20 protein-coding genes are annotated in these 21,710 nt (G+C 65.6%); 17 read left to right on the forward strand and 3 right to left on the reverse strand.

Annotated features, from left to right (window positions below):
- Nucleotides 1–3: 3 nt before the first annotated feature.
- From F468_RS0111615 to F468_RS0111695, 17 genes are all read left to right on the forward strand, one after another.
- Nucleotides 4–1,425: a form I ribulose bisphosphate carboxylase large subunit gene (locus tag F468_RS0111615; RefSeq protein WP_012982269.1), complete on the forward strand. Its 1,422-nt coding sequence runs from the start codon at nucleotides 4–6 to the stop codon at nucleotides 1,423–1,425.
- A 69-nt stretch (nucleotides 1,426–1,494) separates the two neighbouring features.
- Nucleotides 1,495–1,827 carry a ribulose bisphosphate carboxylase small subunit gene (locus F468_RS0111620; protein ID WP_018138850.1) on the forward strand — a complete coding sequence of 111 codons (333 nt, stop codon included), beginning with the start codon at nucleotides 1,495–1,497 and terminating at the stop codon, nucleotides 1,825–1,827.
- A 161-nt stretch (nucleotides 1,828–1,988) separates the two neighbouring features.
- The gene (locus tag F468_RS0111625) at nucleotides 1,989–4,928 is read left to right on the forward strand and encodes a CsoS2 family carboxysome shell protein (RefSeq protein ID WP_018995232.1); all 2,940 of its coding nucleotides are present in this window, start codon (nucleotides 1,989–1,991) and stop codon (nucleotides 4,926–4,928) included.
- A 182-nt stretch (nucleotides 4,929–5,110) separates the two neighbouring features.
- Nucleotides 5,111–6,526 (forward strand): carboxysome shell carbonic anhydrase, encoded by a 1,416-nt coding sequence (locus F468_RS0111630; RefSeq protein WP_018995233.1) that lies wholly within the window; start codon nucleotides 5,111–5,113, stop codon nucleotides 6,524–6,526.
- Nucleotides 6,527–6,542: 16 nt separating this feature from the next.
- Nucleotides 6,543–6,794, forward strand: coding sequence for a carboxysome peptide A (locus F468_RS0111635; RefSeq protein ID WP_012982273.1), 252 nt, complete (start codon nucleotides 6,543–6,545; stop codon nucleotides 6,792–6,794).
- A 4-nt stretch (nucleotides 6,795–6,798) separates the two neighbouring features.
- Nucleotides 6,799–7,131, forward strand: a complete 333-nt coding sequence (locus tag F468_RS0111640; protein WP_018995234.1) for a carboxysome peptide B — start codon at nucleotides 6,799–6,801, stop codon at nucleotides 7,129–7,131.
- 44 nt (nucleotides 7,132–7,175) lie between these two features.
- The gene (locus F468_RS0111645; RefSeq protein WP_012982275.1) at nucleotides 7,176–7,475 is read left to right on the forward strand and encodes a BMC domain-containing protein; all 300 of its coding nucleotides are present in this window, start codon (nucleotides 7,176–7,178) and stop codon (nucleotides 7,473–7,475) included.
- Between the two features lie 31 nt (nucleotides 7,476–7,506).
- Nucleotides 7,507–7,800, forward strand: a complete 294-nt coding sequence (locus F468_RS0111650; RefSeq protein WP_012982276.1) for a BMC domain-containing protein — start codon at nucleotides 7,507–7,509, stop codon at nucleotides 7,798–7,800.
- Nucleotides 7,801–7,868: 68 nt separating this feature from the next.
- Entirely contained in the window at nucleotides 7,869–8,183 is a 315-nt protein-coding gene (locus tag F468_RS0111655; RefSeq protein ID WP_012982277.1) for a BMC domain-containing protein, read from the forward strand.
- Nucleotides 8,184–8,193: 10 nt separating this feature from the next.
- A complete protein-coding gene (locus F468_RS0111660; protein WP_018995235.1) occupies nucleotides 8,194–8,619 on the forward strand; it encodes a bacterioferritin in 426 nt (141 codons plus the stop codon).
- Between the two features lie 32 nt (nucleotides 8,620–8,651).
- Nucleotides 8,652–8,933: a 4a-hydroxytetrahydrobiopterin dehydratase gene (locus tag F468_RS0111665; RefSeq protein WP_012982279.1), complete on the forward strand. Its 282-nt coding sequence runs from the start codon at nucleotides 8,652–8,654 to the stop codon at nucleotides 8,931–8,933.
- Between the two features lie 64 nt (nucleotides 8,934–8,997).
- Nucleotides 8,998–9,633: a ParA family partition ATPase gene (parA, locus tag F468_RS0111670; RefSeq protein WP_018138845.1), complete on the forward strand. Its 636-nt coding sequence runs from the start codon at nucleotides 8,998–9,000 to the stop codon at nucleotides 9,631–9,633.
- Complete coding sequence (locus tag F468_RS0111675) at nucleotides 9,630–10,058, forward strand: hypothetical protein (RefSeq protein ID WP_018138844.1); 429 nt, start codon at nucleotides 9,630–9,632, stop codon at nucleotides 10,056–10,058. Before parA ends, F468_RS0111675 begins: the two co-directional genes overlap by 4 nt.
- Nucleotides 10,059–10,139: 81 nt before the next feature.
- Nucleotides 10,140–10,943 (forward strand): CbbQ/NirQ/NorQ/GpvN family protein, encoded by an 804-nt coding sequence (locus tag F468_RS0111680; RefSeq protein ID WP_018138843.1) that lies wholly within the window; start codon nucleotides 10,140–10,142, stop codon nucleotides 10,941–10,943.
- 25 nt (nucleotides 10,944–10,968) lie between these two features.
- Entirely contained in the window at nucleotides 10,969–13,290 is a 2,322-nt protein-coding gene (locus tag F468_RS0111685) for a nitric oxide reductase activation protein NorD (RefSeq protein ID WP_018995236.1), read from the forward strand.
- A 59-nt stretch (nucleotides 13,291–13,349) separates the two neighbouring features.
- Nucleotides 13,350–14,327 carry a LysR family transcriptional regulator gene (locus F468_RS0111690; protein ID WP_018138841.1) on the forward strand — a complete coding sequence of 326 codons (978 nt, stop codon included), beginning with the start codon at nucleotides 13,350–13,352 and terminating at the stop codon, nucleotides 14,325–14,327.
- A 263-nt stretch (nucleotides 14,328–14,590) separates the two neighbouring features.
- On the forward strand, nucleotides 14,591–15,157 hold the full coding sequence (locus tag F468_RS0111695) for an SgcJ/EcaC family oxidoreductase (RefSeq protein ID WP_018138840.1): 567 nt from the start codon (nucleotides 14,591–14,593) through the stop codon (nucleotides 15,155–15,157).
- A 55-nt stretch (nucleotides 15,158–15,212) separates the two neighbouring features.
- On the opposite strand, the gene F468_RS0111700 is transcribed toward F468_RS0111695, so the two are convergent.
- The 3 genes from F468_RS0111700 to treY are packed head-to-tail and all read right to left on the reverse strand — an operon-like array spanning nucleotide 15,213 to nucleotide 21,470.
- Entirely contained in the window at nucleotides 15,213–17,030 is a 1,818-nt protein-coding gene (locus F468_RS0111700; RefSeq protein WP_018995237.1) for a glycoside hydrolase family 15 protein, read from the reverse strand.
- Between the two features lie 4 nt (nucleotides 17,031–17,034).
- Complete coding sequence (gene treZ, locus F468_RS0111705; RefSeq protein ID WP_018995238.1) at nucleotides 17,035–18,813, reverse strand: malto-oligosyltrehalose trehalohydrolase; 1,779 nt, start codon at nucleotides 18,811–18,813, stop codon at nucleotides 17,035–17,037.
- Nucleotides 18,810–21,470: a malto-oligosyltrehalose synthase gene (gene treY / locus F468_RS0111710; protein WP_018995239.1), complete on the reverse strand. Its 2,661-nt coding sequence runs from the start codon at nucleotides 21,468–21,470 to the stop codon at nucleotides 18,810–18,812. The genes treZ and treY overlap by 4 nt, the downstream gene beginning before the upstream one ends.
- Between the last annotated feature and the right edge of the window lie 240 nt (nucleotides 21,471–21,710).

Raw genomic sequence — 21,710 nt, forward strand, 5'->3', positions numbered from 1 at the left:
CACATGGCCGCCAAGAAGTACTCCGCGGGCGTCAAGGATTACCGCGAAACCTACTGGATGCCGGAATACATGCCGCTGGATACCGATCTGCTGGCATGTTTCAAGATCACCCCGCAGCCGGGCATCGACCGCGAAGAAGCCGCGGCCGCCGTGGCCGCCGAGTCCTCCACCGGTACCTGGACCACGGTGTGGACCGACCTCCTGACGGATATGGACTACTACAAGGGCCGTGCCTACTCCATTGAGGACGTGCCGGGTGACGACGAGTCCTTCTACGCGTTCATCGCCTACCCGATCGACCTGTTCGAAGAAGGTTCGATGGTGAACGTGTTCACCTCGCTGGTCGGTAACGTGTTCGGCTTCAAGGCCATCCGTGCCCTGCGTCTGGAAGACGTGCGCTTCCCGATGGCCTACGTGAAGACCTGCGGTGGTCCGCCCTCCGGTATCCAGGTTGAGCGTGACAAGCTGAACAAGTACGGCCGTCCGATGCTGGGCTGCACCATCAAGCCGAAGCTGGGTCTGTCCGCGAAGAACTACGGCCGCGCCGTGTACGAGTGCCTGCGTGGCGGCCTCGACTTCACCAAGGACGACGAGAACATCAACTCGCAGCCGTTCATGCGCTGGCGTGACCGCTTCGAGTTCGTGCAGGAAGCGACCGAAAAGGCCGAGGCCGAAACCGGCGAGCGCAAGGGTCACTACCTGAACGTCACCGCGCCGACCCCGGAAGAGATGTACAAGCGTGCCGAGTTCGCCAAGGAAATTGGCGCGCCGATCATCATGCACGACTACATCACCGGCGGCTTCTGCGCCAACACGGGTCTGGCCAACTGGTGCCGCGACAACGGCGTGCTGCTGCACATCCACCGTGCGATGCACGCGGTGCTCGACCGTCATCCGAAGCACGGTATCCACTTCCGTGTGCTGGCGAAGATCCTGCGTCTGTCCGGTGGTGACCACCTGCACACCGGCACCGTGGTCGGCAAGCTGGAAGGCGACCGTGCCGCGACCCTGGGCTGGATCGACCTGCTGCGTGAATCCTTCATCCCGGAAGACCGCTCGCGCGGCATCTTCTTTGATCAGGATTGGGGCTCCATGCCGGGCGTGTTCGCCGTGGCCTCTGGTGGTATCCACGTCTGGCACATGCCGGCCCTGGTCTCCATCTTCGGCGACGACTCCGTGCTCCAGTTCGGCGGCGGTACGCTGGGCCATCCGTGGGGTAACGCCCCGGGTGCGGCGGCCAACCGTGTGGCGCTGGAAGCCTGTGTCCAGGCGCGTAACGAAGGTCGGGACATCGAGAAGGAAGGCAAGGACATCCTGACTCAGGCGGCGCAGCACAGCCCCGAACTGAAGATCGCCATGGAAACGTGGAAAGAGATCAAGTTCGAGTTCGACACCGTCGACAAGCTGGATACCCAGCACAAGTGATCGTCCGAGCGCGGGCGGCGCTAGTGCGCCGTCCGTGCCCAGAAAGAACCAGAGCACAGGATTACCGACATGTCTGATATCCAGAACTTCAAGCAGTCGCAGAAGTACGAGACCTTCTCCTATCTGCCGGAGATGAATGCCGACCAGGTGCGCAAGCAGATCGAATACTGCCTCGCGCAGGGCTGGAACCCGGCGATCGAGTACAGCGAAAAAGAAAACGCCATGGCCCACTACTGGTACATGTGGAAGCTGCCCTTCTTTGGCGAGCAGTCCGTGGAAGCGGTGCTGTCCGAGATTGAAGAATGCCGCCGTGCCAACCCGGGCATGATGGTGCGCTTCATTGCGTACGATAACTACGCCCAGAGTCAGGGCATGGCCTTCGTGGTCGACCGCGGTCGCTAAGACCCCGGTTCGGTGGAGGCCGGGTGCCTGTGGCACCCGGCCCGTCCATCAAGCGTTATTACCGTTGCTGCCGCCAACTGTAAGGAAGTGCCATGAGTAATCCGACATCCGCGTCTGAAGGTCTCTCGGGTCGCGAACTCGCCCGGGAACGGCGCAAGGCCATGTCTCATAATGGCAAGGCTGCCGTGAAGCCGACCGGCCAAACCAAGGGAACGTCGCGTTCTGCCGCGGCCGCGCAAAAGGCGCGCCAGGCTCAGCGTGTTTCCGAACCGGCCCCCCAGGCGCGGGAGCCGGAGTCGCACTCCAGCGAATCTCAGCCGTCGACCTCGTTCGAGGTCGGCAGCAGCGCACCTGCGCGCCGTCCGGAACCGGGCGCGCACGCCGGTGCGTCGAACGGCCGCCAGGCCGCTCTTGAGCGCCGCCAGAAGATGGCGCGCCAGGGCAAGAAGGCGGTCGGTCGCTCCAATACCCGGGCGCGGGCCCTCGGCGGTTTGGCCCGTGGCGGTTCCGACCGGTCGCGTCAGCTTGAAGCGCTGTCGCAGAACCAGGGTATGGAAATCGACTGTTCCAACATGAGCGGGCGCGAAATCTGCCGCCTGCGCCGTCAGGCCCTGGCGACCGATGGCAAAAAGGCCATGGCGGCCGAGCCGCGCCGTGAAGACCTGCTGAAAGGCCAGGGTTCCTTCGCGCCGTCTGCACAGGAAGAGAAAAAGGGCTGTGGCTGTGGCTGCAAGGACGAGAAGTCCGAGCGCAACGACACCTATAGCGCGGTGACCCCCGAAAGCGACACCGTCGTGGAAAGTGGCCTTGACCAGTTGTGCGACAAGGTGGAGTCCGGTGGCGAGTCCGCGGGTCCGCATCCGGTGATCTCCGAGGTCCGCGCGATCTGCATGGCGCGCCGCGAGGCGATGGCACAGAACGGCAAGCGTGCGACCAAGCGCCGTTTCAACGGCTCCAAGGGCCGCGGTGCCATGCCGCAGGAAGGCGCGTGGAAGGCTGCGAAACGCAAGGGTATGTCCACTCGCGAGGTAGCACGCCAGCGTCGTGAAGAGCTGTGCACGATTGGTCGCGGTTCTTCGGATCCGGGTCGTCCCTGTGGTCGTCCCCGTGGTCAGACGAGCGAAGCACCGCCGAAGGTGGAAGAGGGCACGACCCTCGCCGGTGGTCACATTAGCGGCACGCAAGTCGAGTCGACGCGCAGCGTCACCGGCGCCGAAGCGGGCAGCTGCTCCAACATTACCGGGACCGAGTACCTGGGCCTCGAGCACTACGAGCGCTACTGCGATGTGCGCCCGAGTGCCAACCCGGCCAAGGTGGGGCACTCCCACACCAGCCGCGGCCAGGAAGTCAGTGGTACCGAGGTCGGGCGCTCTGCCCGTGTAACGGGGGACGAGTCCGGCTCTTGCGAAGCGATCACCGGCACCGAGTACCTGAGCAGCGAGCAGTACGAAGGCTTCTGCGGCACCCGTGCGCCGAACAGCGCGCCGCGCACCAGCGTGATGGTGACCCGTCATGGCGAGGGTGTGTCGGGTACGAGCGTCGGCCGTAGCCCGCGTGTCACCGGTGACGAGTCGGGCTCCTGCCGCGACATCACCGGTACCGAGTACCTGAATACGCAGGCGAGCGAGGTTCCGTGTAACACGGGAAAGTCCAACGGAGCGCCGATGAAGGTCGGCGTCATGCATACGCTTCGCGGTCGTGAATTGACCGGGACCGAAGTCGGGCGCTCCTCGCGTGTCACCGGTGACGAGTACGGCAGCTGCAAGCCGGTCACCGGTACCGAATACATCGGTACGGAACAGTTCAAGGGCATGTGCGGTACCCGCCCGGAGCCGACGCCGGCCAAGGTGCAGGAGCTGCACACGATGGAAGACCAGAGCGTGACGGGTACGGCCGTGGGTCGCAGCTCGAAGGTGACGGGTGACGAGTCCGGATCCTGCCGCCCCCTGACGGGTACCCCGTACTACAACCAGGCGGATTTCGGTGACCTGTGTGACCGTCCGGCCGCCGGTGGTGTGCCGAAGGTGGGCGTGATGCACACGCTGCGGGGTCGGGAAGTCTCCGGCACGCAGGTGGATAGCTCGCTGCGCGTGACCGGTGACGAATACGGCGGCTGCAAGCCGATCACCGGTACCGAGTATGTCGGGTCCGAGCATTACGACGCCTTCTGTGGCTCCCGTCCGCAGGCCGGCCCGGAAAAAGTCTCCGTGAGCCGCACCTGGAACCAGCAGAACGTCTCGGGTACGTCCGTGGGCCGCTCGGCACGGGTCACCGGTGACGAGTACGGTGCGTGCAAGCCGGTTTCTGGCACGCCCTACATCGGCGCCGACCAGTACGAGGCTTATTGCGAGCCGCGTGATATGCAGACGGCGCACACCCGCGTGGCCGAACGCCATGCGACGCCGGGGCATCCGGTTTCCGGGAGCCAGCCGGGTTATGACGAGCGCGTGACGGGCACCGAACGCGGTGCATGTCAGGACGTGTCCGGTGCGCCGTATGTCGGGGCGAACGAATTTGCCGCGACGTGTCCGACGGCCGCTGGCAGCTTGCACCCGCGTCTGCGTCCGGAAGGCCAGGCCGCAGTAGCCGCACCGGTGGCCGACGTGCCGGCGCAGGCGATGCCGAATGACGGCTTCAGTGTTCAAAGCCCGGCCCGCGAAGCCTTGGCGCGCCGCGAGCGTCGTGTGACCGGTACTGCATACGGTGCCTCGGGTGGCATTACCGGCCCGATCAACAAGGCGACGGGCCTGGTGTCCGGGACCGAGGAGTTCCGCTATCAGCCGGATCGTCACCAGCCGGTACCGGCTCAGGCTGAAGATGTGGCCAAGATTGGTGCCGAACGTGTGACCGTTAACGGGAGCAGCAACGGTGTGACCATCACGGGCGATGACTGGGCCCGTGGAAGCAGCGTCACCGGCACCGAAGGGTTCGCCACGCGTCGTAACGCGACGCAAAAGGGCAACCCGCGTGGTGAAGGGCGTAGTGCCTATGCCAATCGTGAGCTCGAGCGCAAGGAAGTGCCGATGAGCAAGATCACCGGTTCCTCCGGGAATAGTGGCAGCGGTTCGCTGGTGACCCTGTCCGGCGGTGCCCGCGGCTAAGCGGCGAGTAAGGAGGCAATACGACCACGATGGTGCGCCGAGGCCGCCGCAAGACTTCCGCCTTTGGCACGCGTTACGCGACGCCACGGGGAAGTGCCGTCCGGTCGCCGGTGGCACAAGGGGCGAATTCGGCTGCTGCGCAACCTCTGGTTAGCGCAGTGCCGCCGAAGGCGCCGGCGCCGATGGACGTGCCTTCTGTGCTGAAGCCCGGGCATCCGCTGGCGGATGTCGCCGACAACGAACGGCTGTACGCGTTCGAGAGTGGGTTTCGCGATCGCTTCGCGAATCTGGTGCCAGTACTGAAAGAGGTCCATGCGCTGCAACACGAGCGGGACTTCGAGGAAAAGGCGCAACGGATTGTCGAGGATAACCTCGGGTATCGGTTGCCGGAACGCGTCCTGGAGGATGCGTGGATCAACGATCTGGACACGCGCGAACTGTACCTGCACGGCACGTTCGAGCTGTTTGATCAGCTGGTCAATGAATACTGGGCGGGTCGGGATGACCTGGTGGACGAGGCGGAACGCGCGATTGCGTACTTCCTCGACTGCGATTTCCACGAAGTGGACATCTCGCCCTGTTCCGACGGGCGGCTGTTGAGCCTGCGGCGTTTTATTCTGCGCCTGCCGGATCTGGCTGTTCGGGTTAAGAGTTATGCCGGTGCGCAGTTCGACATCGAAGAGGATGTCCGCCACTGGACGAAACGCGAGCTGTTGCGGTTCCGCGAAGGACGGCCGACCACGGCGGATGTGCCGAGTCGATACCTGAAGATCGCGGCGTACCACTACAGCAGTGCGGACCCGCACCATCAGGGGTGCGCGGCGCACGGCAACAGTGAGCGGGACGCGGCGGATGCCGCTCTCCGGCAGCTGCGGGCGTTTCGTCAGGCGATCGAGAACACCTACTGCTGTGGGGCCTCGGTCGATACGCTGCTGATTGGCGTGGATACGGATACGGATGCCGTGAAGATCCATATCCCGGACGCCGACACGCGGATGAGTCTGTACCGCTTCGTGGATAGCGCGAAGGTGTACCGGGAGACGCAGGACCTGGATGGCCGTGACGCGGAACTTCGCGTGTATCAGGCGATCCAGGACGCGATCCACCAGCAAGGCTGGGGTCACGGCAACGGTGGGCCGCACGAGGGGATGCTTCGGCTGATCTCGCGGCTGTTGCTGAACAATATTTCGCAGCTCGATTACGTGGCGCGCTACCACAACGGGCATTACGCCGATGTGGGGCACCGCGAGCGGGTGATCATCGTCGGCCAGGAAGTCGAGGAGATGCAGGTACGCAACTTTGCCTACTTCGCGCACCTGGAAACGATGGAAGAAGGCGCCCACGGGATGGATGTGGGGGTGAACAAGATCTTTCGGCAGCTGAATGTCGAGCGGGGCCTGCCGGTACCGGTGGTGATCCATTACCGCTACGACCGCAAGGTGCCGGGGTCGCGCGAGCGGGTCGAGGCCCGCTGCCGGCGGATCCGCGAGCAGATCATGGCGCGCTATCGCGAACTGGCCGAAAAGGGCCTGATCGGGTGCCACATGGTGATTCGCGACAAGCGCAGCGGCAGCCAGTTGGAACCGCTCGCCGGTTGAGCTAACGGGACACGGAATGAAGATCTGCAAGGTAGAGAAGACGCTGGTTTCGACCAACCGGATCCGGGATCTGGGTCACCGTCCCTTGCTGGTGGTCCAGGAGAAGGCCGGGGGTCCGCGCACGGTCGCGGTGGACGCGGTCGGTTGTGTGCCCGGGGACTGGGTGATCGTGGTCGGATCGTCCGCGGCGCGCGAGGCGGCCGGCAGCAAGGAATACCCCAGTGACGCGACGATCGTCGGGATCATCGATTACTGGGAGGAGCAGTAGCTCCATGGAAATTATGCAGGTGCAGGACGAACTGGTGGTCACGCGTCGTGTGGACGGCCTTCAGACCATGTCGCTGCGCGTGCTGGTGGATCAAAAGGGTGCGCTCAGCGTCGCCGTGGATCCAGTGGGTGCGCACCCGGGCAATTGGGTGTTCACGATCTCTGGATCGGCCGCGCGCTACGCGCTCGATGACCCCAAGGTGACAACCGATCTGACGATCGGCGGCATCATCGACCACTGGGACGATGGTGGCAGGAAAGCGGAAGGGTCGACGAACAAGGCTGGACAAGACCAGACCGATGCACAGCGCTCTGCTGGTACCCACAAGGCGGCTTGAGCGTCATTTTAATTGGAAAAACTGTAACTCCAGGAGAAAGAGAAATGGCAACTGAACGTTTTGGTGTGGCGCTGGGCATGATCGAGACCCGTGGTCTGGTGCCGGCGATTGAAGCCGCTGATGCAATGACCAAGGCCTCTGAAGTGCGCCTGATTGGTCGCCAGTTTGTCGGTGGTGGCTACGTGACCGTGCTGGTCCGTGGCGAGACCGGTGCCGTGAACGCCGCCGTGCGTGCCGGTGCGGATTCCTGCGAGCGTGTGGGTGACGGCCTGGTGGCTGCGCACATCATTGCCCGCGTGCATTCCGAAGTGGAAAGCATCCTGCCCGAGCAGGTTGAAAAGTAATTCATCAGTAACGCTTGATAGGAGTTAAGTAATGGCTAGCGAAAACTTTGGTGTGGCCCTCGGCATGATCGAGACCCGTGGTCTGGTCCCGGCGATTGAAGCTGCCGATGCGATGACCAAGGCCTCGGAAGTGCGCCTGATCGGTCGTCAGTTCGTCGGTGGCGGTTACGTGACCGTTCTGGTGCGTGGCGAGACCGGCGCTGTGAACGCTGCGGTGCGTGCCGGCGCGGATTCCTGCGAGCGTGTGGGTGACGGCCTGGTGGCTGCGCACATCATTGCCCGTGTGCATTCCGAGGTGGAAAACATCCTCCCGGAAAAGCCGTAAGTCCCTGCGGCGGATAAACGCCGCCGTGGCTGATCGGCCCGGCGGCCCGTTTGTAAAAGAGGTTAGCAATGGCGAGCGAAATTTCTGGTGTGGCCCTGGGCATGATCGAGACCCGTGGTCTGGTGCCGGCAATTGAAGCGGCGGATGCGATGACCAAGGCCTCGGAAGTGCGCCTGATCGGTCGTCAGTTCGTCGGTGGTGGCTACGTGACGGTTCTGGTGCGTGGCGAGACCGGTGCCGTGAATGCGGCGGTGCGTGCCGGTGCGGATTCCTGCGAGCGTGTGGGCGACGGCCTGGTGGCTGCGCACATCATTGCCCGTGTCCACTCCGAAGTGGAAAGCATCCTGCCGAAGGCCCCGACGGCTGACGGCTCGGCCAGCTGAGGCAACCTCGATGGCGGATCCGCGGATCGTGGGTTACCTGAACCGCGCGGTGGCGCATGAGCTGTCCGCGGTTCAGCAGTATCTGGCCCAGTCGCGATTGACCGCGATGTGGGGCATGAGCGATGTCAGCGAATGCCTGCGTCGGGACGCCCAGGAGGAACTGGACCATGCGGATCGATTCATGACCCGCATGTTTCACCATGGGGTTGCCCCCAACGGGAGCCAGCTGGCACCCGTGCGGCTGGGGCGCTCGATGGCCGAATTGCTGGAGCGCAACCGCGAACTGGAGATGGAAGCCGTGCGCCTGTATGACGAGGCGGCGGTCTACTGTCGGCGCGTGGGTGCGGCGGCCGATGCCGAGTTGTTCGAGAGGATCCTCGAGGAAGAACTCGAACATGTGCGCGAGATCGACGCACAGGAAGTCGCGGCCCGCTAGGGGTACGCCTGTCCAACGTTCTGGAGTAGTACATGGCGGATAGCGATCTCGTGGTGCCGGCCGGCTGGGAGCCGGGCAAGGGCTCCTCGGCGACCATCAGCAAGCAGTTCACCTTTGACCGTTACGGCATCACGCGCGAGTTTCTCGATCGGGTAGCCGAGTTGTCGGAGGAGGATGGCTATCATCCCAATATCAGTTTCGGTACGACGTATGTGAACATCACCATTGATGCGCGCGACGGCGACCGGATTGGCGAGGCGGATCAGCGTTTCGCGCAAGAGGTGGATCGGCTGGCCAGCGAAACGACTGGCTGACCGACCATCACGTCAGAGTCCACGAACTGGACCCGTCCGGTTCCTGGCCCTAGGAGGCTGATACGTGGGTTCCCGGGTATTCGCGGTAGTCAATCAGAAGGGGGGTACCGGCAAGACCACCCTCTCCATGAATCTCGCCGCCGGTCTGGCGCGCCGAGGACGCACCCTGGTGGTCGATGCGGATCCGCAGGGATCGGCCGGCCAGTGGGCGCGCATGTCCTCGGACGACCGTCCCTTTCCGGCCTCCGTGTTCGCCGTCGCGGGTCCGCTGGATCGCGAACTCAAGGCGCTGCGCAAGGATTACGATCACATCGTGGTGGACTGCCCGCCGACCCTGGAGGGTGGTGCGGTGACTGCCGCGCTCGCGGGCTCGGATGTCGTGTTGATCCCTGTTCTGCCATCCCCCGTCGATCTTTGGGGCAGTGTGCGGATGGGGCGCGGTCTGGAGGAGGCGCAGATGAAGAACCGGTCGCTGCGCCCCTATGTCGTCATCAACCAGCTCGAGGTCCGCAGTGCGCTGTCGCGTGCGATGAAGCATGCACTGATGGAGATCGACATCCCCGCCCTGGAGCAGTCGCTCCGCCGGCGGGCCATCTACCGGCGTTCCGCGCTGGAAGGCTGTTCCGTGTACGACCTGGGCAAACCGGGCGAACCGGCGGCCGAGGAGATCGAAGCCATCATCGAGGAGGTGTCGCAATGAGCAATCTGCAAGACAAGCTGGCGGCCGGTGTGCGCAGCGCCCGGGAAGACCAGAACAAGGACAGCAATGCTGCGTCGGATAACGCGCTGAAGAAAGACACCAGCACGACCCCCGCGAGCGCGCAAACGCATCAGGCGGCCAGCACCAAGGCAGCCGCAACGAAAAAGGCCGCGACGCCCAAAAGCACGGCGCGCAAGACGGCGACCCGCAAGGCCTCTACGACCAAGCGCAAGGCCCCGGCCAAAAAGCCGGCCGCACAGGCCACACGCAAGACGTCCGCCACGAAGCCGGCGGCCAAGAAGTCCAGCGGCTCTGGCGCCAGCCGCGGAGGTCGCACCACCGCCGAGCTCAATCCGGGCAAGGCGAAGGCGACGGCCGACGAGCCGTGGAAGAACCTGCACCCGAATCGTATCTGGCCGGACTGAGTCAGGGCGTTTCGGGGCCGGGGCTGGGCGGGGTGCTGGGCATCCCGTCCCCCGGCCTTTTTTGATTGAGGAGTCTGGGCAATGCAAGACGATCTGCGCGATCACCTGATCACGGAAGAGCCGTATTACCAGCCGGTCGCGGACGAGATCGAGCTGTACGAGGCGGCGTATTCGGTGCGCATGCCGATGATGCTGAAGGGGCCGACGGGCTGCGGGAAGACCCGCTTCGTCGAGCACATGGCCTGGAAGCTCGGCAAGCCGCTGATTACGGTCGCCTGTAACGAGGACATGACGGCTTCCGATCTGGTCGGGCGTTATCTGCTCGATGCCGATGGCACGCGCTGGCAGGACGGTCCGTTGACCCTGGCCGCGCGCCACGGGGCGATCTGCTACCTCGACGAGATTGTCGAGGCCCGGCAGGACACCACGGTAGTGATCCACCCGTTGACCGACAATCGCCGCGTGCTGCCGCTGGAAAAGAAGGGCGAGATGGTCCAGGCGCACGCGGATTTCCAGGTCGTCATTTCCTACAACCCGGGTTATCAGAGCCTGATGAAGGATCTGAAGCAGTCGACCAAGCAGCGCTTCGGCGCGCTGGATTTCGACTACCCGGATCACGAGACCGAGGCGAAGATCGTCGCTCACGAGGGCAAGATCAACGAGGAGATGGCCGGCAAGCTGGTCAGCGTGGCCGAGCGCGCGCGCAACCTGAAGGGCCATGGCCTGGACGAGGGCATCTCCACCCGCATGCTGGTCTACGCCGCCTCGCTGATCGCCAAGGGCGTGGAGCCGCTAGGCGCCTGCCGCATGGCACTCGTGCGGCCGATCACCGACGATCCGGACATGCGCGACGCGCTGGATTCGGCCGTCACCACGTTCTTCTAGCGCACCGCGCGGCGTACCCGTACCGATGAGCGTTCATCTGGAGGACTACCAGGACCTCCTCGACGATCTGGGAAACCACGCCACCGAGGTGCTGGAAAGTTCCTGGCAGGAGGCCAGCCGTGCCTTCAGCGCCAGTGGGCTTAAGCGTTACTACCTTGAAGGGGCCCGCAGTCTCCAGGCCCTGGGGCGCGGTTCCGAGATGGTCGTGGCCTTCGTGCAGGAGGCGCCTGCACTGGCCCAGGAACTGGGCGAGGATGCCGTTGCGGAACTGCTCGGTTCCGCGATCAAGATGTACTCCAAGACCTCCGCGGCGGTCATCACCCTGGTGATCGAGACTAGCCCGGTCGCGGCCCAGCGGCTTGGCGACTATTCGCTGTTCGAGGGGTATCTGCGCCTGCTGGATAACCTGCTGGGGCAGGCGCCGCGTGGTGTGCGGCCGATGCTGGAACACCTGGATGAGCTGCTGACCCACCTGACGCTGGGCGGTCTTCGGCGCTGGGCGACGTGGGGCGCGCAGGCGCACCGCACGGACCTGGAGGGCCAGATTGCCTACTTCGGTCTGGAGTCGCCGGAGTCACGCTCGGTGTTCCAGAAGGAGCGCCGCGGCACCCTGTTCGTGGACGTGCAGCGGCGTATCAACCTCTACTTGCGCTCGCTGTGGGCACGCGATTTCTTCATGCGCCCGACCAGTGGCGACTTCGAGTCGCGCGAGGGGTATCGCCCCTACATCGAGGGCTTCACGATCTTCCTGCCGGACGCCTACGACGATGTCGAGGGCCTCACCGGGCTGGATCTGTATCGCGCGGCGGCCGCGCACGCGGCATCCCATGTGGTGCATACCCGCGAGATGCAGCCGGACGAGGGGCCTCGGGGCGTGGTCGGCATCCTGACCGAGCTGTTCGAGGACGCGCGTATTGAGGCCCTGGCGATCGCGGCGTTCCCGGGCCTGCGCCAGATCTGGGTCCCGCTGCATACCGCCACGGCGGAGGATGGGGACACGGCGCAGGCAGTGCTGGCGCGCACCGCGCGCGCCTTGCTCGATCCGCAATACCACGACCCGCATGCATTCGTGCAGAAGGCGGTGAGCGCGTTTGCGGAACGCGTGGACGACCTTGAGGCCGCAGGGCTGGCCCGCGAGCTGGCCGAGGCGCTGGCACCCGAGTTTCCCGAGCAGGGCTACATGAACCCGGCCAAGGTCGCGCCGGATGTCCTCTATCGCGACGACAACCGCTATCTCTGGAACTTCGGGCGCGAAGAGGAAGAGGCGGAGGTCCTGGCCGCGCATGGCTCCGGGCAGGAGCGTTTCTACGTCACCCCGATGCAGATGATCAATACGCTGGACGTGCCGAACGCCGGCGACGACGCCCAGCAGATCCTGGTGCTGGCGACCGAGTGGTTCCGCGACGGCGAAAACGAAAGCATCAACCAGCAGGAGGGCAAGGAGCCGATCTCGCTGCCGTTCCACTATCACGAGTGGGACTACCAGATGCAGCTGGAGCGGCCGCACTGGGTCACACTGCTGGAGCGGCGCCCGAAGAAGGGCGACATCGAGGAAATCGAGGCCATCTACGACAAGCACAAGCCGCTGGTCTCGCGCCTGAAATTCCTGATCGAGGCGATGCAGCCCCAGGGCGTTCAGCGCATGCGCAAGCAGCCGGAGGGCGACGAGCTGGACGTGAACGCGCTGGTCGAGGCCCAGATTGACGTCCGCATGCGGCGCCAGCCCGACGAGCGCATCTATGTGCGCAATCTGCGTCATGTGCGCGATCTCTCCGTGCTGGTGCTGCTGGATCTGTCGGAGTCGACCAACGAGACGATCGGCGACGGCGAGACAACCGTGGTGCAACTGGCGCGCGAAGCGGCCACGCTGCTGTCCGGTGCGATCTCGCGCATTGGCGACCCGTTCGCGATCCATGGCTTCGCCTCCGACGGGCGCCACGACGTCGAGTACTACCGCTTCAAGGATTTCGACGCCCCGTTCGACGATACCGCGAAGGCCCGCCTCGCCGGGATGCAGGGCCAGCTCTCCACCCGCATGGGGGCGGCCATTCGCCACGCCGGCCAGCAGCTGCACAACCAGGGCACGGCGAAGAAGCTGTTGCTGATCATCACCGACGGCGAGCCGGCGGATACCGATGTGCGCGACCCGCAGTACCTGCGTCAGGATGCGAAGCGGGCGGTGGAGGAGGTTGGGCGCAAGGGGGTGTACACCTTCTGCATGAGCCTGGATCCGAACGCCGACGAGTACGTCGAGCGCATCTTCGGGGCCCAGCACTTCATGGTGCTGGACCAGATCGACCGGCTGCCGGAGAAGCTGCCGATGCTGTACGCGGGTCTCACGCGGTAAACGATACGTCGCGTATGACTCAGTCCCCTACGCCAAAGGAGTCCGGTCTCCCGCAGGTGATGCTCAAGTCGGAGCTGCCGGCGCACCTGATCCGGCATGCCACGCTGCGTCAGCTGCAGGTGTTCGAGGCGATCGTGCGCCTGGGGAGCTTTACCCGCGCGGCGGAAGAGCTGCATCTGACCCAGCCGACCGTCTCGATCCAGATCAAGAAGCTCTCCACGGCACTGGGGCTCCCGCTGTTTGAATACGTGGGGCGCAAGGCCTTCCCGACCGAGGTCGGTCTGCTGCTGTACGACACCTGCCGCGAGATGCTCGGCGCGCTGACCAACCTCGAGATGAAGCTGGCCGAGATGCACGGCCTCAAGCGCGGGCGTCTGCGTCTCGCGGTGATCACCACGGCGCAGTACTTCGCGCCCAGCATCCTCGGACAGTTCGCCCGGCGGTATCCCGATATCGAGCTGTCGCTGGAGGTCAGCAACTTTGACCGGGTGCTGGAGCGGCTGTCGAACAACGACGACGACCTCTACATCATCGGGCATGTCCCCGAGCGGCTGACCGATGTCGCGGTGCACCCGTTCGCGCCCAATCCGCTGGTGGTGATGGCCAGCCGTGACCACCCGCTGGTCGGCCGGCGCAATATCCCGCTGAAGGAGCTGGAGCAGGAGACGTTCCTGATGCGCGAACCCGGCTCGGGTATCCGCGAGGCGACGCTCAAGCTGTTCCAGGAGCACGGGATCAGCCCGCCCGTGCGCATGGAACTGGGCAGCAACGAGGCGATCAAGCAGGCGGTGATCGGTGGTCTGGGGATTGCCGTGCTGTCGCTGCACACCCTGAGTGCCGAAGGTGCCGAGGGCCCGGTGGCGCTGCTGGATGTCGAGCACTTCCCGATCCATCGCCAGTGGCACATCGTCTACCCGAAGAAGAAGGTCCTGTCCGTCGTCGCCCAGACCTTTCTCGACTTCGCCATCCAGGACGAGGCCCGGGTGCGCGGGCAGGTCGAGGACCTGCTGGCCGCGTTCAAGGCCCAGGCCGGCTGAGTGGCGGCCAAGACAGGCCCTGAGGGGTCCCTTGGGAAACGCTGATTGATCGGCGTTTCCCTGCGGCACAGGGACGTGCCGCCGGTATCGACCGCCGTAGGCGGTTGATTCCGGAGCAAGCTGCAAACCCCTTTGCCCGTGCAAAGAGATGCAAGACGATGCAGCGCCGCGTGCGCTGAGAAAGCCGGGATGGCTTTATTCAGCGCTTTCTTTAAAATTCACGTTTTACCCGGCCGCCATCGGCCCGAGTGGGAGAACGCGCAGTGAGCACCGTGACCCGTCCGCGTATCAGCGGTACCCAGTTCATCAACGCCGACGAGGCCCCGCGTTCGCGGCTGAGCCTGAGCGCCTCGCACCGCGACCAGCATCACCCGGTGACCGGGACGGGCAGCGATATGCTCGCCGCCGCGATCGATACCCCGCCGAACGAGAGCTGCGTGGTCTGCGCACCCGCCACGCGCCGTCTGGCCGAGGAGTTGTTCGACGCCTGGAATGAAGCCCTGCAGACGGGCGATGCCCGTCGTGTGACCGAGCTGTACGCCAATGACGCGGTGCTGCTGCCGACCGTGTCGAACGTCCCGCGTACCAATCACGCCGAGATCCAGGACTACTTCGAGCATTTCCTCGAGAAGAAGCCCTTCGGCACCATCAACACGCGCAACGTGAAGCTCGGCTGCAACAAGCTGACCGACGCCGGCACCTATACCTTCCGCGTGACCGACGGCAACGAGACGCAGGAAGTCCCCGCGCGCTACACCTTCGTCTACGAGAACCGCGACGGCAAGTGGCTGATCGTGCACCATCACTCGTCGATGATGCCGACCGCCTGAACAGGGTGCGGAGCCGCCCGGACCGCGTTCGGGCTGGATCCCCTGATTCCCGGGTTTAGCGGTCTTGTTGCAGGGCCCGAGCGAGCTTGATGCCGCTCGAGATCAGCCCTACATGACTGAATGCCTGCGGGAAATTGCCGAGGAAGGCGCCGGTGGCCGGGTCAATCTGTTCGGGAAGCAGACCGAGGGTATTGGTGCGGGCGCACAGGGATTCGTACAGGGCCTGGGCCTCTTCCAGGCGGCCCTGTCCCAGCAGGTTGTCGACCAGCCAGAAGCTGCACAGGACAAATGCACCCTCGTGCCCGGGCAGACCGTCCGGGGACTCTTCCGGAAGATAGCGGTACAGCAGGCCGTTGCCCGCGCCCAGGCGCCGGATAACGGCCTCTGTGGTGGCGATCATCTTCGGGTGATCGGCCGGGATTACACCGCGTCCCGGCAGGGCCAGCAGGCTCGCGTCGATGCCACCGCCGCCCAGGTGCTCGGTGAGACTGCGAAGCTCGGGGTCCCAGGCCTGGTCCAGGATTGCCTTGCGGATTTGTCCTGCCTCGGAACGCCACAGGTCGCTGTTGCCTGCCATGCCATTGTTATCGGCCAGGGCCGCTCCACGCTCCAGGGCGACCGCACACAGGGCGGCGGAGTAGGTAAAGGGACGGCCGGCGGTGCGGACTTCCCAGATGCCATGATCGGGGTTCTTCCACTCCTTCTCGGCGGCTTCGACCAGTCGCCGCAGGCGGCTCCACAGGTGCTCATCCAGCGTCCCGCCCCAGCGCTCCCACCGATAGGCGCAATCGAGGATCTCTCCGAATACGTCGTGCTGGCGCTGCTCCACCGCACCGTTGCCCCAGCGTACAGGCGCTGAGCCTCGGTAGCCCTCCAGTTCGGGATCGATTCGCTCCGGCTGCGGCAGGTGCCCGTCTACGTCATACAGCACCCGTGGCCAGCCCGCGCGATCCACCGCGTCCAGGGCCCAGCCGATAAAGCCCGCGGCCTCGTGGGTCATGCCGATATCGCTCATGGCATACACGGAAAATGCCGCATCGCGTATCCATGCGTAGCGGTAATCCCAGTTGCGCGGGCCGCCTATTGCTTCCGGCAGGGACGAGGTCGGCGCGGCGATCATCGCTCCGGTCGCGGTGTAGTCCATCAACTTGAGCGTGACGGCCGAGCGCCGGACGAGGTCCTCGCAGGGGCCTTCATAGTGGAAATGGGTCATCCAGCGCCGCCAGACCTCCAGCGTGGCCTCGAGCAGTTCCTCGGGTGTGCGGGCCTGGAAACGGTGCGTGTGCGGGCCCCAGCCCAGGATCAGGTAGTGCTGGTCTCCGGCCTCGAGTTCGTGTTCGCTGTCGGTGTCCTCCAAGGGCAGCGACGAGCTCAGCGACAGCTCCAGTTCCGGCTGGCGGTACAGCGACAGGCCCAGGCCGGCACCGTGTGGATACGCCTTCGCACCTCCCCTGGGTGCGATCCTGACCCGCAGTCGGACGCGGCCTTCCAGCACCTCGATCCGCCGGAGCAGTTCGTTGCGCCCTGCCGGCGCATCCTCGGACAAGTCGGCCCCGGCGCGCAGGGGCAGACAATCAGTGACCCGGATGCGTCCTTCGGGGCCGGTCATCTCCGTGATCAGGACCGCAGTGTCGGGCATATAGCGCTGGTGCGAGGCGACCAGGGGCTCCGGGGCCACGGTGAAGTCACCGCCTCGCTGGTGATCGAGCAGAGCGCAGAACAGGGGCTCGGAATCGAAGCGAGGCGCGCACATCCAGGGGATGGACCCGTCGCGCCCCACCAGGGCGGCAGTCGTGCAATTGCCTATCAGGCCGTGTTCTTCGATGGGCAGGTAGCCCTCGACACGGGATATGGGGCGGTCGGATACCGTCACGGGCTCACTCCCTCGACATGGGATGTTGGCAAGACATACCGGGCGGATCGCCCGGTTCCATAATCACGACGGAGGCGCCGGGCAGGTCCAGGTTCTCCTGCCCGATCACGATCTCCGCTTTGGATCGCAGCAGCAGGCGTGATCGTGCGGTCCCGGGGCATGCCAGGCGTTGCGCATCGGGGTGCAGGTTGCACGCGACCAGCAGTCCCGGCCGGTGCATCACGAACCATCGGGCTGTCTCGTCGAAGTATGCGTCGATGGCATCCAGGCGATCATCGCTGAAGGCCGGGTGGGTGCGGCGCAGGGCGATCAGCGCCTGGTACCAGCGCAGGATCGCGGCATGTCGCGGCTGTTCGCGTTCGTCCCAGTCCAGTCTCGATCGTTCGAAGGTCTCGCGGGCCTGCGGGTCCGGGATGTCGCCCGGATCCCCGACGAAGGCGGCGAACTCGCGCCGCCGACCCTCGGTGACTGCCTGGCCCAGTTCCGGGTCGGTGTGATCCGTGAAGTACAGAAAGTGGCTCGAGGCGCCCCATTCTTCGCCCTGGAACAGCATTGGTACGAAGGGGCTGGTCATGACCAGGGCCGCCCCGACCTTGAGCAGGCCGGGGGAGACCAGTTCGCTGATGCGTTCTCCGTTGGCGCGGTTGCCGATCTGGTCGTGGTTCTGCAGGCAACCGACGAAGCGCCGTCCCGGCTGGTCCGCCGCGGGGCGGCCGTGCCGCCGGCGGCGGAAGGGCGAATAGCGGCCGTCGTTGGCGAGGCCGCGGGTCAGCACCCGGGCCAGGTCGGCCAGCCCGCGAAAGTCCATGTAGTAGCCGTCGGACTCGCCGGTCAGTGCGGTGTGCAGCGCGTGATGGAAATCCTCGTTCCACTGGGCGTCCAGCCCGTAGCCGCCGGCCTCGACCGGCCACGCCACGCGCGGGTCGTTGCGGTCGTTCTCGGCGATCACCACCAGGTGCCGGCCGAGCTGCCGCCCGAGGCGCTGCACCTCGCCGGCGAGCTGCTCGAGGAAATGGGTGGCCGAGGTGTCGACGATCGCGTGCACCGCGTCGATGCGCAGGCCGTCGATGTGATAGTCGCGCAGCCACATCAGGGCATTGTCGATGAAGAACCGGCGCACGCTGTCGCTGTCCGCGCCGTCGAGGTTGACCGCGTCGCCCCACGGGGTGTGGTAGCGGTCGGTGAAGTAGGGGCCGAACTGCGCCAGGTAGTTGCCGTCCGGCCCGAGGTGGTTATAGACCACGTCCAGCAGCACCGCGATGCCGCGGCGGTGGCAGGCGTCGACCAGGCGTTTCAGGCCGTCGGGACCCCCGTAGGCATGGTGCGGGGCATACAGGTCGACCCCGTCGTAGCCCCAGCCGCGGGCGCCGGAAAACGCGGCCACCGGCATCAGCTCCAGGTGGGTGATGCCGAGTTCGGCCAGATGGCCGAGGCGGTCGATCACGCCGTCGAAGCTGCCCTCCGGGGTGAAGGTGCCGACGTGGACCTCCTGGATCACCGCCGCGGCCAGCGGCGGCGCCTGCCAGCCGGCATCGTTCCAGACGAAGCGGGAATGGTCCAGCCAGCGCGACGGGCCGTGCACCCCCTGCGGCTGCCAGGCGGAACGCGGGTCGGGGAACGGCCCGTTGCCGTCGACGCGAAAGGCGTAGTCGCTGCCATGCACCAGCCGCGAGGTCTGCAGCGACCACCAGCCCTCGCCCTGGCGGTCCATCGGCATGCGGCTGCCGCCGCACTCGAGCTCGACCTGGTTCGCCTGCGGGGCCCAGACGCGCACGCGGGTCATGCGGTCTCTTCCTCGCGTTCGAGCAGTGCCACCGGAAACGCATCGAGGAGCTCGGCTACCAACCGGTCGCCGCCCTCGAAGGTCTCGCCCGAGAGGCGGTTGTGCCAGACGCCGGGCGGCAGCCCGAGCCGGGTGTCGCGCCAGTCGCCCCCCAGCCCGAGCACCAGGCGCGGCACCAGCACGAGGGCGCCTTCCCCGCGCAGGTAGGCCACTGCATGCCCGGCGCGCTCGCCGGTGACCCGCAGCGGGGTGTAGGCCGCATCCGGCCGGAACCATTCCGGATGGCGGTGGCGCAGGGTCAGCGCCTGGTGCACCACCCACTGCTTGGGCAGGCCCTCGTCGGCACGGGCACTGATCTGCGCCGGGGTCAGGTGACCGAGCTCCTCCAGCAGTCGGGCCCGGGTCACGAAGTCCACCGGGCGGCGGTTGTCCGGATCGACCAGGCTCAGGTCCCACAGCTCGCTGCCCTGGTAGAGGTCCGGAACCCCCGGCGCAGTGAGCTTGATCAGGGTCTGGGCCAGGCTGTTGGTGCGACCGGGGCCGATCAGCGGTTGCAGAAACGACTCCAGCGCGTTGCGAAATCCTGCATCCTCCAGCGTCCCCCTCACGAACTCGCGCAATGCCTGCTCGTAGTCCTCCTGGGGGTGGGTCCAGCTGCTGTACTGCTTGGCCTCGCGCGCGGCCTTTTCCATGTAGGCCGTCATGCGCTCGGCATCGATCGGCCAGGCGCCGACCAGCGTCTGGTAGTACAGGTATTCGGTGGCCGGTTCCGGCCAATCGCCGCTGCGGTAGCGGGCGTTGTGTCGCATCCAGCTGCGCGTGGCTTTTGCCCACGCATCCGGGATCTCGGAGAGCAGCACCAGGCGCGCGCGCACGTCTTCACTGCGTTTGGTGTCGTGGGTGGAGGTGGTAAGCATGGTCTCCGGGTGACGCGCGTGTACCAGGGCGCAGGCCTCGTGGAATGCATCGACCGATATGCCGAAACGTTCCGGGTCGCCACCGACCTCGTTGAGCGCCGTCAGGCGATGGAAGCGGTACAGCGCGGTGTCCTCGACCCCCTTGGCCATCGCCGGCCCGGTCAACTGCTGGAAGCGCAGGGCGAGTTCGTTCTCGCGCTCGCCGGGGATGCGCAGCAGGAGCAGGTCGCGCAGGAACTGCAGCAGCTCGCTGTCCAGCTCCGGACGGCGTTCGCCCGCCTGGTGGATCGCGGCGTCTACATAGTCGACGTCGGTCGCCGCCACTGAGCCTTCACGCGGGCTCACGTAGGTGCGGTAGACGGGGAAGCAGGAGGCTGTCTCCAGCAGGGCCAGGTGCAGCTCGTGGCGCGTATAGTCGCGGTGTCGGCGGTGCAGTTCGCAGATGTCCACGAACAGCGAACTCAGCCGGTTCAGCTCGCTGCCGAGCAGGTCCTTCAGTACCTGCCGCTTGGACTCGTAGACCAGCCCGGCGTAGTCGGCGTGCTCGCCGGTGAGTTCCTCGAACAGCCGCGTCAGCGGGGCCTCGCCCACCGGGTCCACGAACAGCCCCTGTACGCGGTTGAGAAAGTCGTAGCCGGTGGTGCCGGCGATCGGCCAGTCTCCGGGCAGCTGTTCGCCGGGCTCGAGGATCTTTTCGGCGACGATCCAGGCGCCCGGGCAGGCCCGGCTCAGCTGACTGAAGTACTGCCCCGGGTCGCGCATGCCGTCGGGGTGGTCGATCCGCAGGCCATGCACCGAGCCTTCCTCTACCCAGCGGAGCGGTAGTGCATGTACTGCCTCGAAGACCTCTTCCTGCTCCTGGCGCAGGCCGGCCAGGTCGTTGATGTCGAAGAACCGCCGATAACCGAGATCGCGTCCGGCGGTACGCCACCAGGCCAGGCGGTAGTTCTGTTTCTCGATCAGTGCATCCAGGGCATCGGGCCGCGTATTGATCTGTTCCACCTCGGCCTCGATGGCCGCAGCGGCCGCCGGATCCTGCCGGGTGGTGTTGTCGAGGAGTTGACGGATGACGTCCTGATCCCGATGGCGCCGAGACGCCGCGTCGCGGGCGGTCAGCCATGGCTGCGGCAGGCGCGCGCAAGACTCCGCGAGAAAGCCCAGCAATTCGATACCCGTGGCGCGGTACGCGCGGTGGAGCAGGTCGTTCAGCGAGGACGGGTCCAGCGGGAAGCGGTGTTCGTGACAGGCGAGCTCGAACAGGCCGTCGCCATACTGGAGACGGATCTCGCCAGCCTCCAGGATGCGCCCGTAATGATCGCCCAGCACCGGCAGGAGCACCTTGTTCGGCCAGCGCTCCTCCGATGATTCCCAGTCCACATCGAAATACATCGCAAACGGGCTGGAGGGGCCATTCTCCAGTACATTCCACCACCACGGGTTCTGGGCTCCGGCCACCGCCATGTGGTTCGGTACGATGTCCAGCACCAGGCCCATACCGGCCTGCTCCAGTGCCGCGCACAGGCGCTGGCGCGCCGGCTCGCCGCCGAGCTCGTCGTTCACCCGCGAGGGGTCGACCACGTCATAGCCATGGGTGCTGCCGTGCACCGCCTGCAGGATCGGAGAAAGGTAGAGATGCGATACGCCCAGCCGGGCGAGGTAGGGGGTCACGCGCGCGGCATCATCCAGTGTGAAGCCGGCGTGCAACTGCAAGCGGCAGGTGGCGGTCCGTTCAGGCTGCACGGGCTGTTCTCCGGGACCGGTTCCGGCAAGGAGAAGCGCCGGGCCGGATTCCGGAACCACCCCTTATAGCGCTACCGAAGGATCTTCGCATCGCCCTCCGCCTCGAGGATCAACCAGCCTCCACTCTGAATATGGACCACATCGCGGTCGAAAGGAACGTATGTCCTGTGTGTTGCGCCCCCCGTTCCACTGGTACGGCCGCTGGCATGAGGACGAGGCGGGCAGAATTCGCTCCGGCAT

It is taken from the genome of Thioalkalivibrio sp. ALJ2, assembly GCF_000378325.1.
GTDB lineage: Bacteria > Pseudomonadota > Gammaproteobacteria > Ectothiorhodospirales > Ectothiorhodospiraceae > Thioalkalivibrio.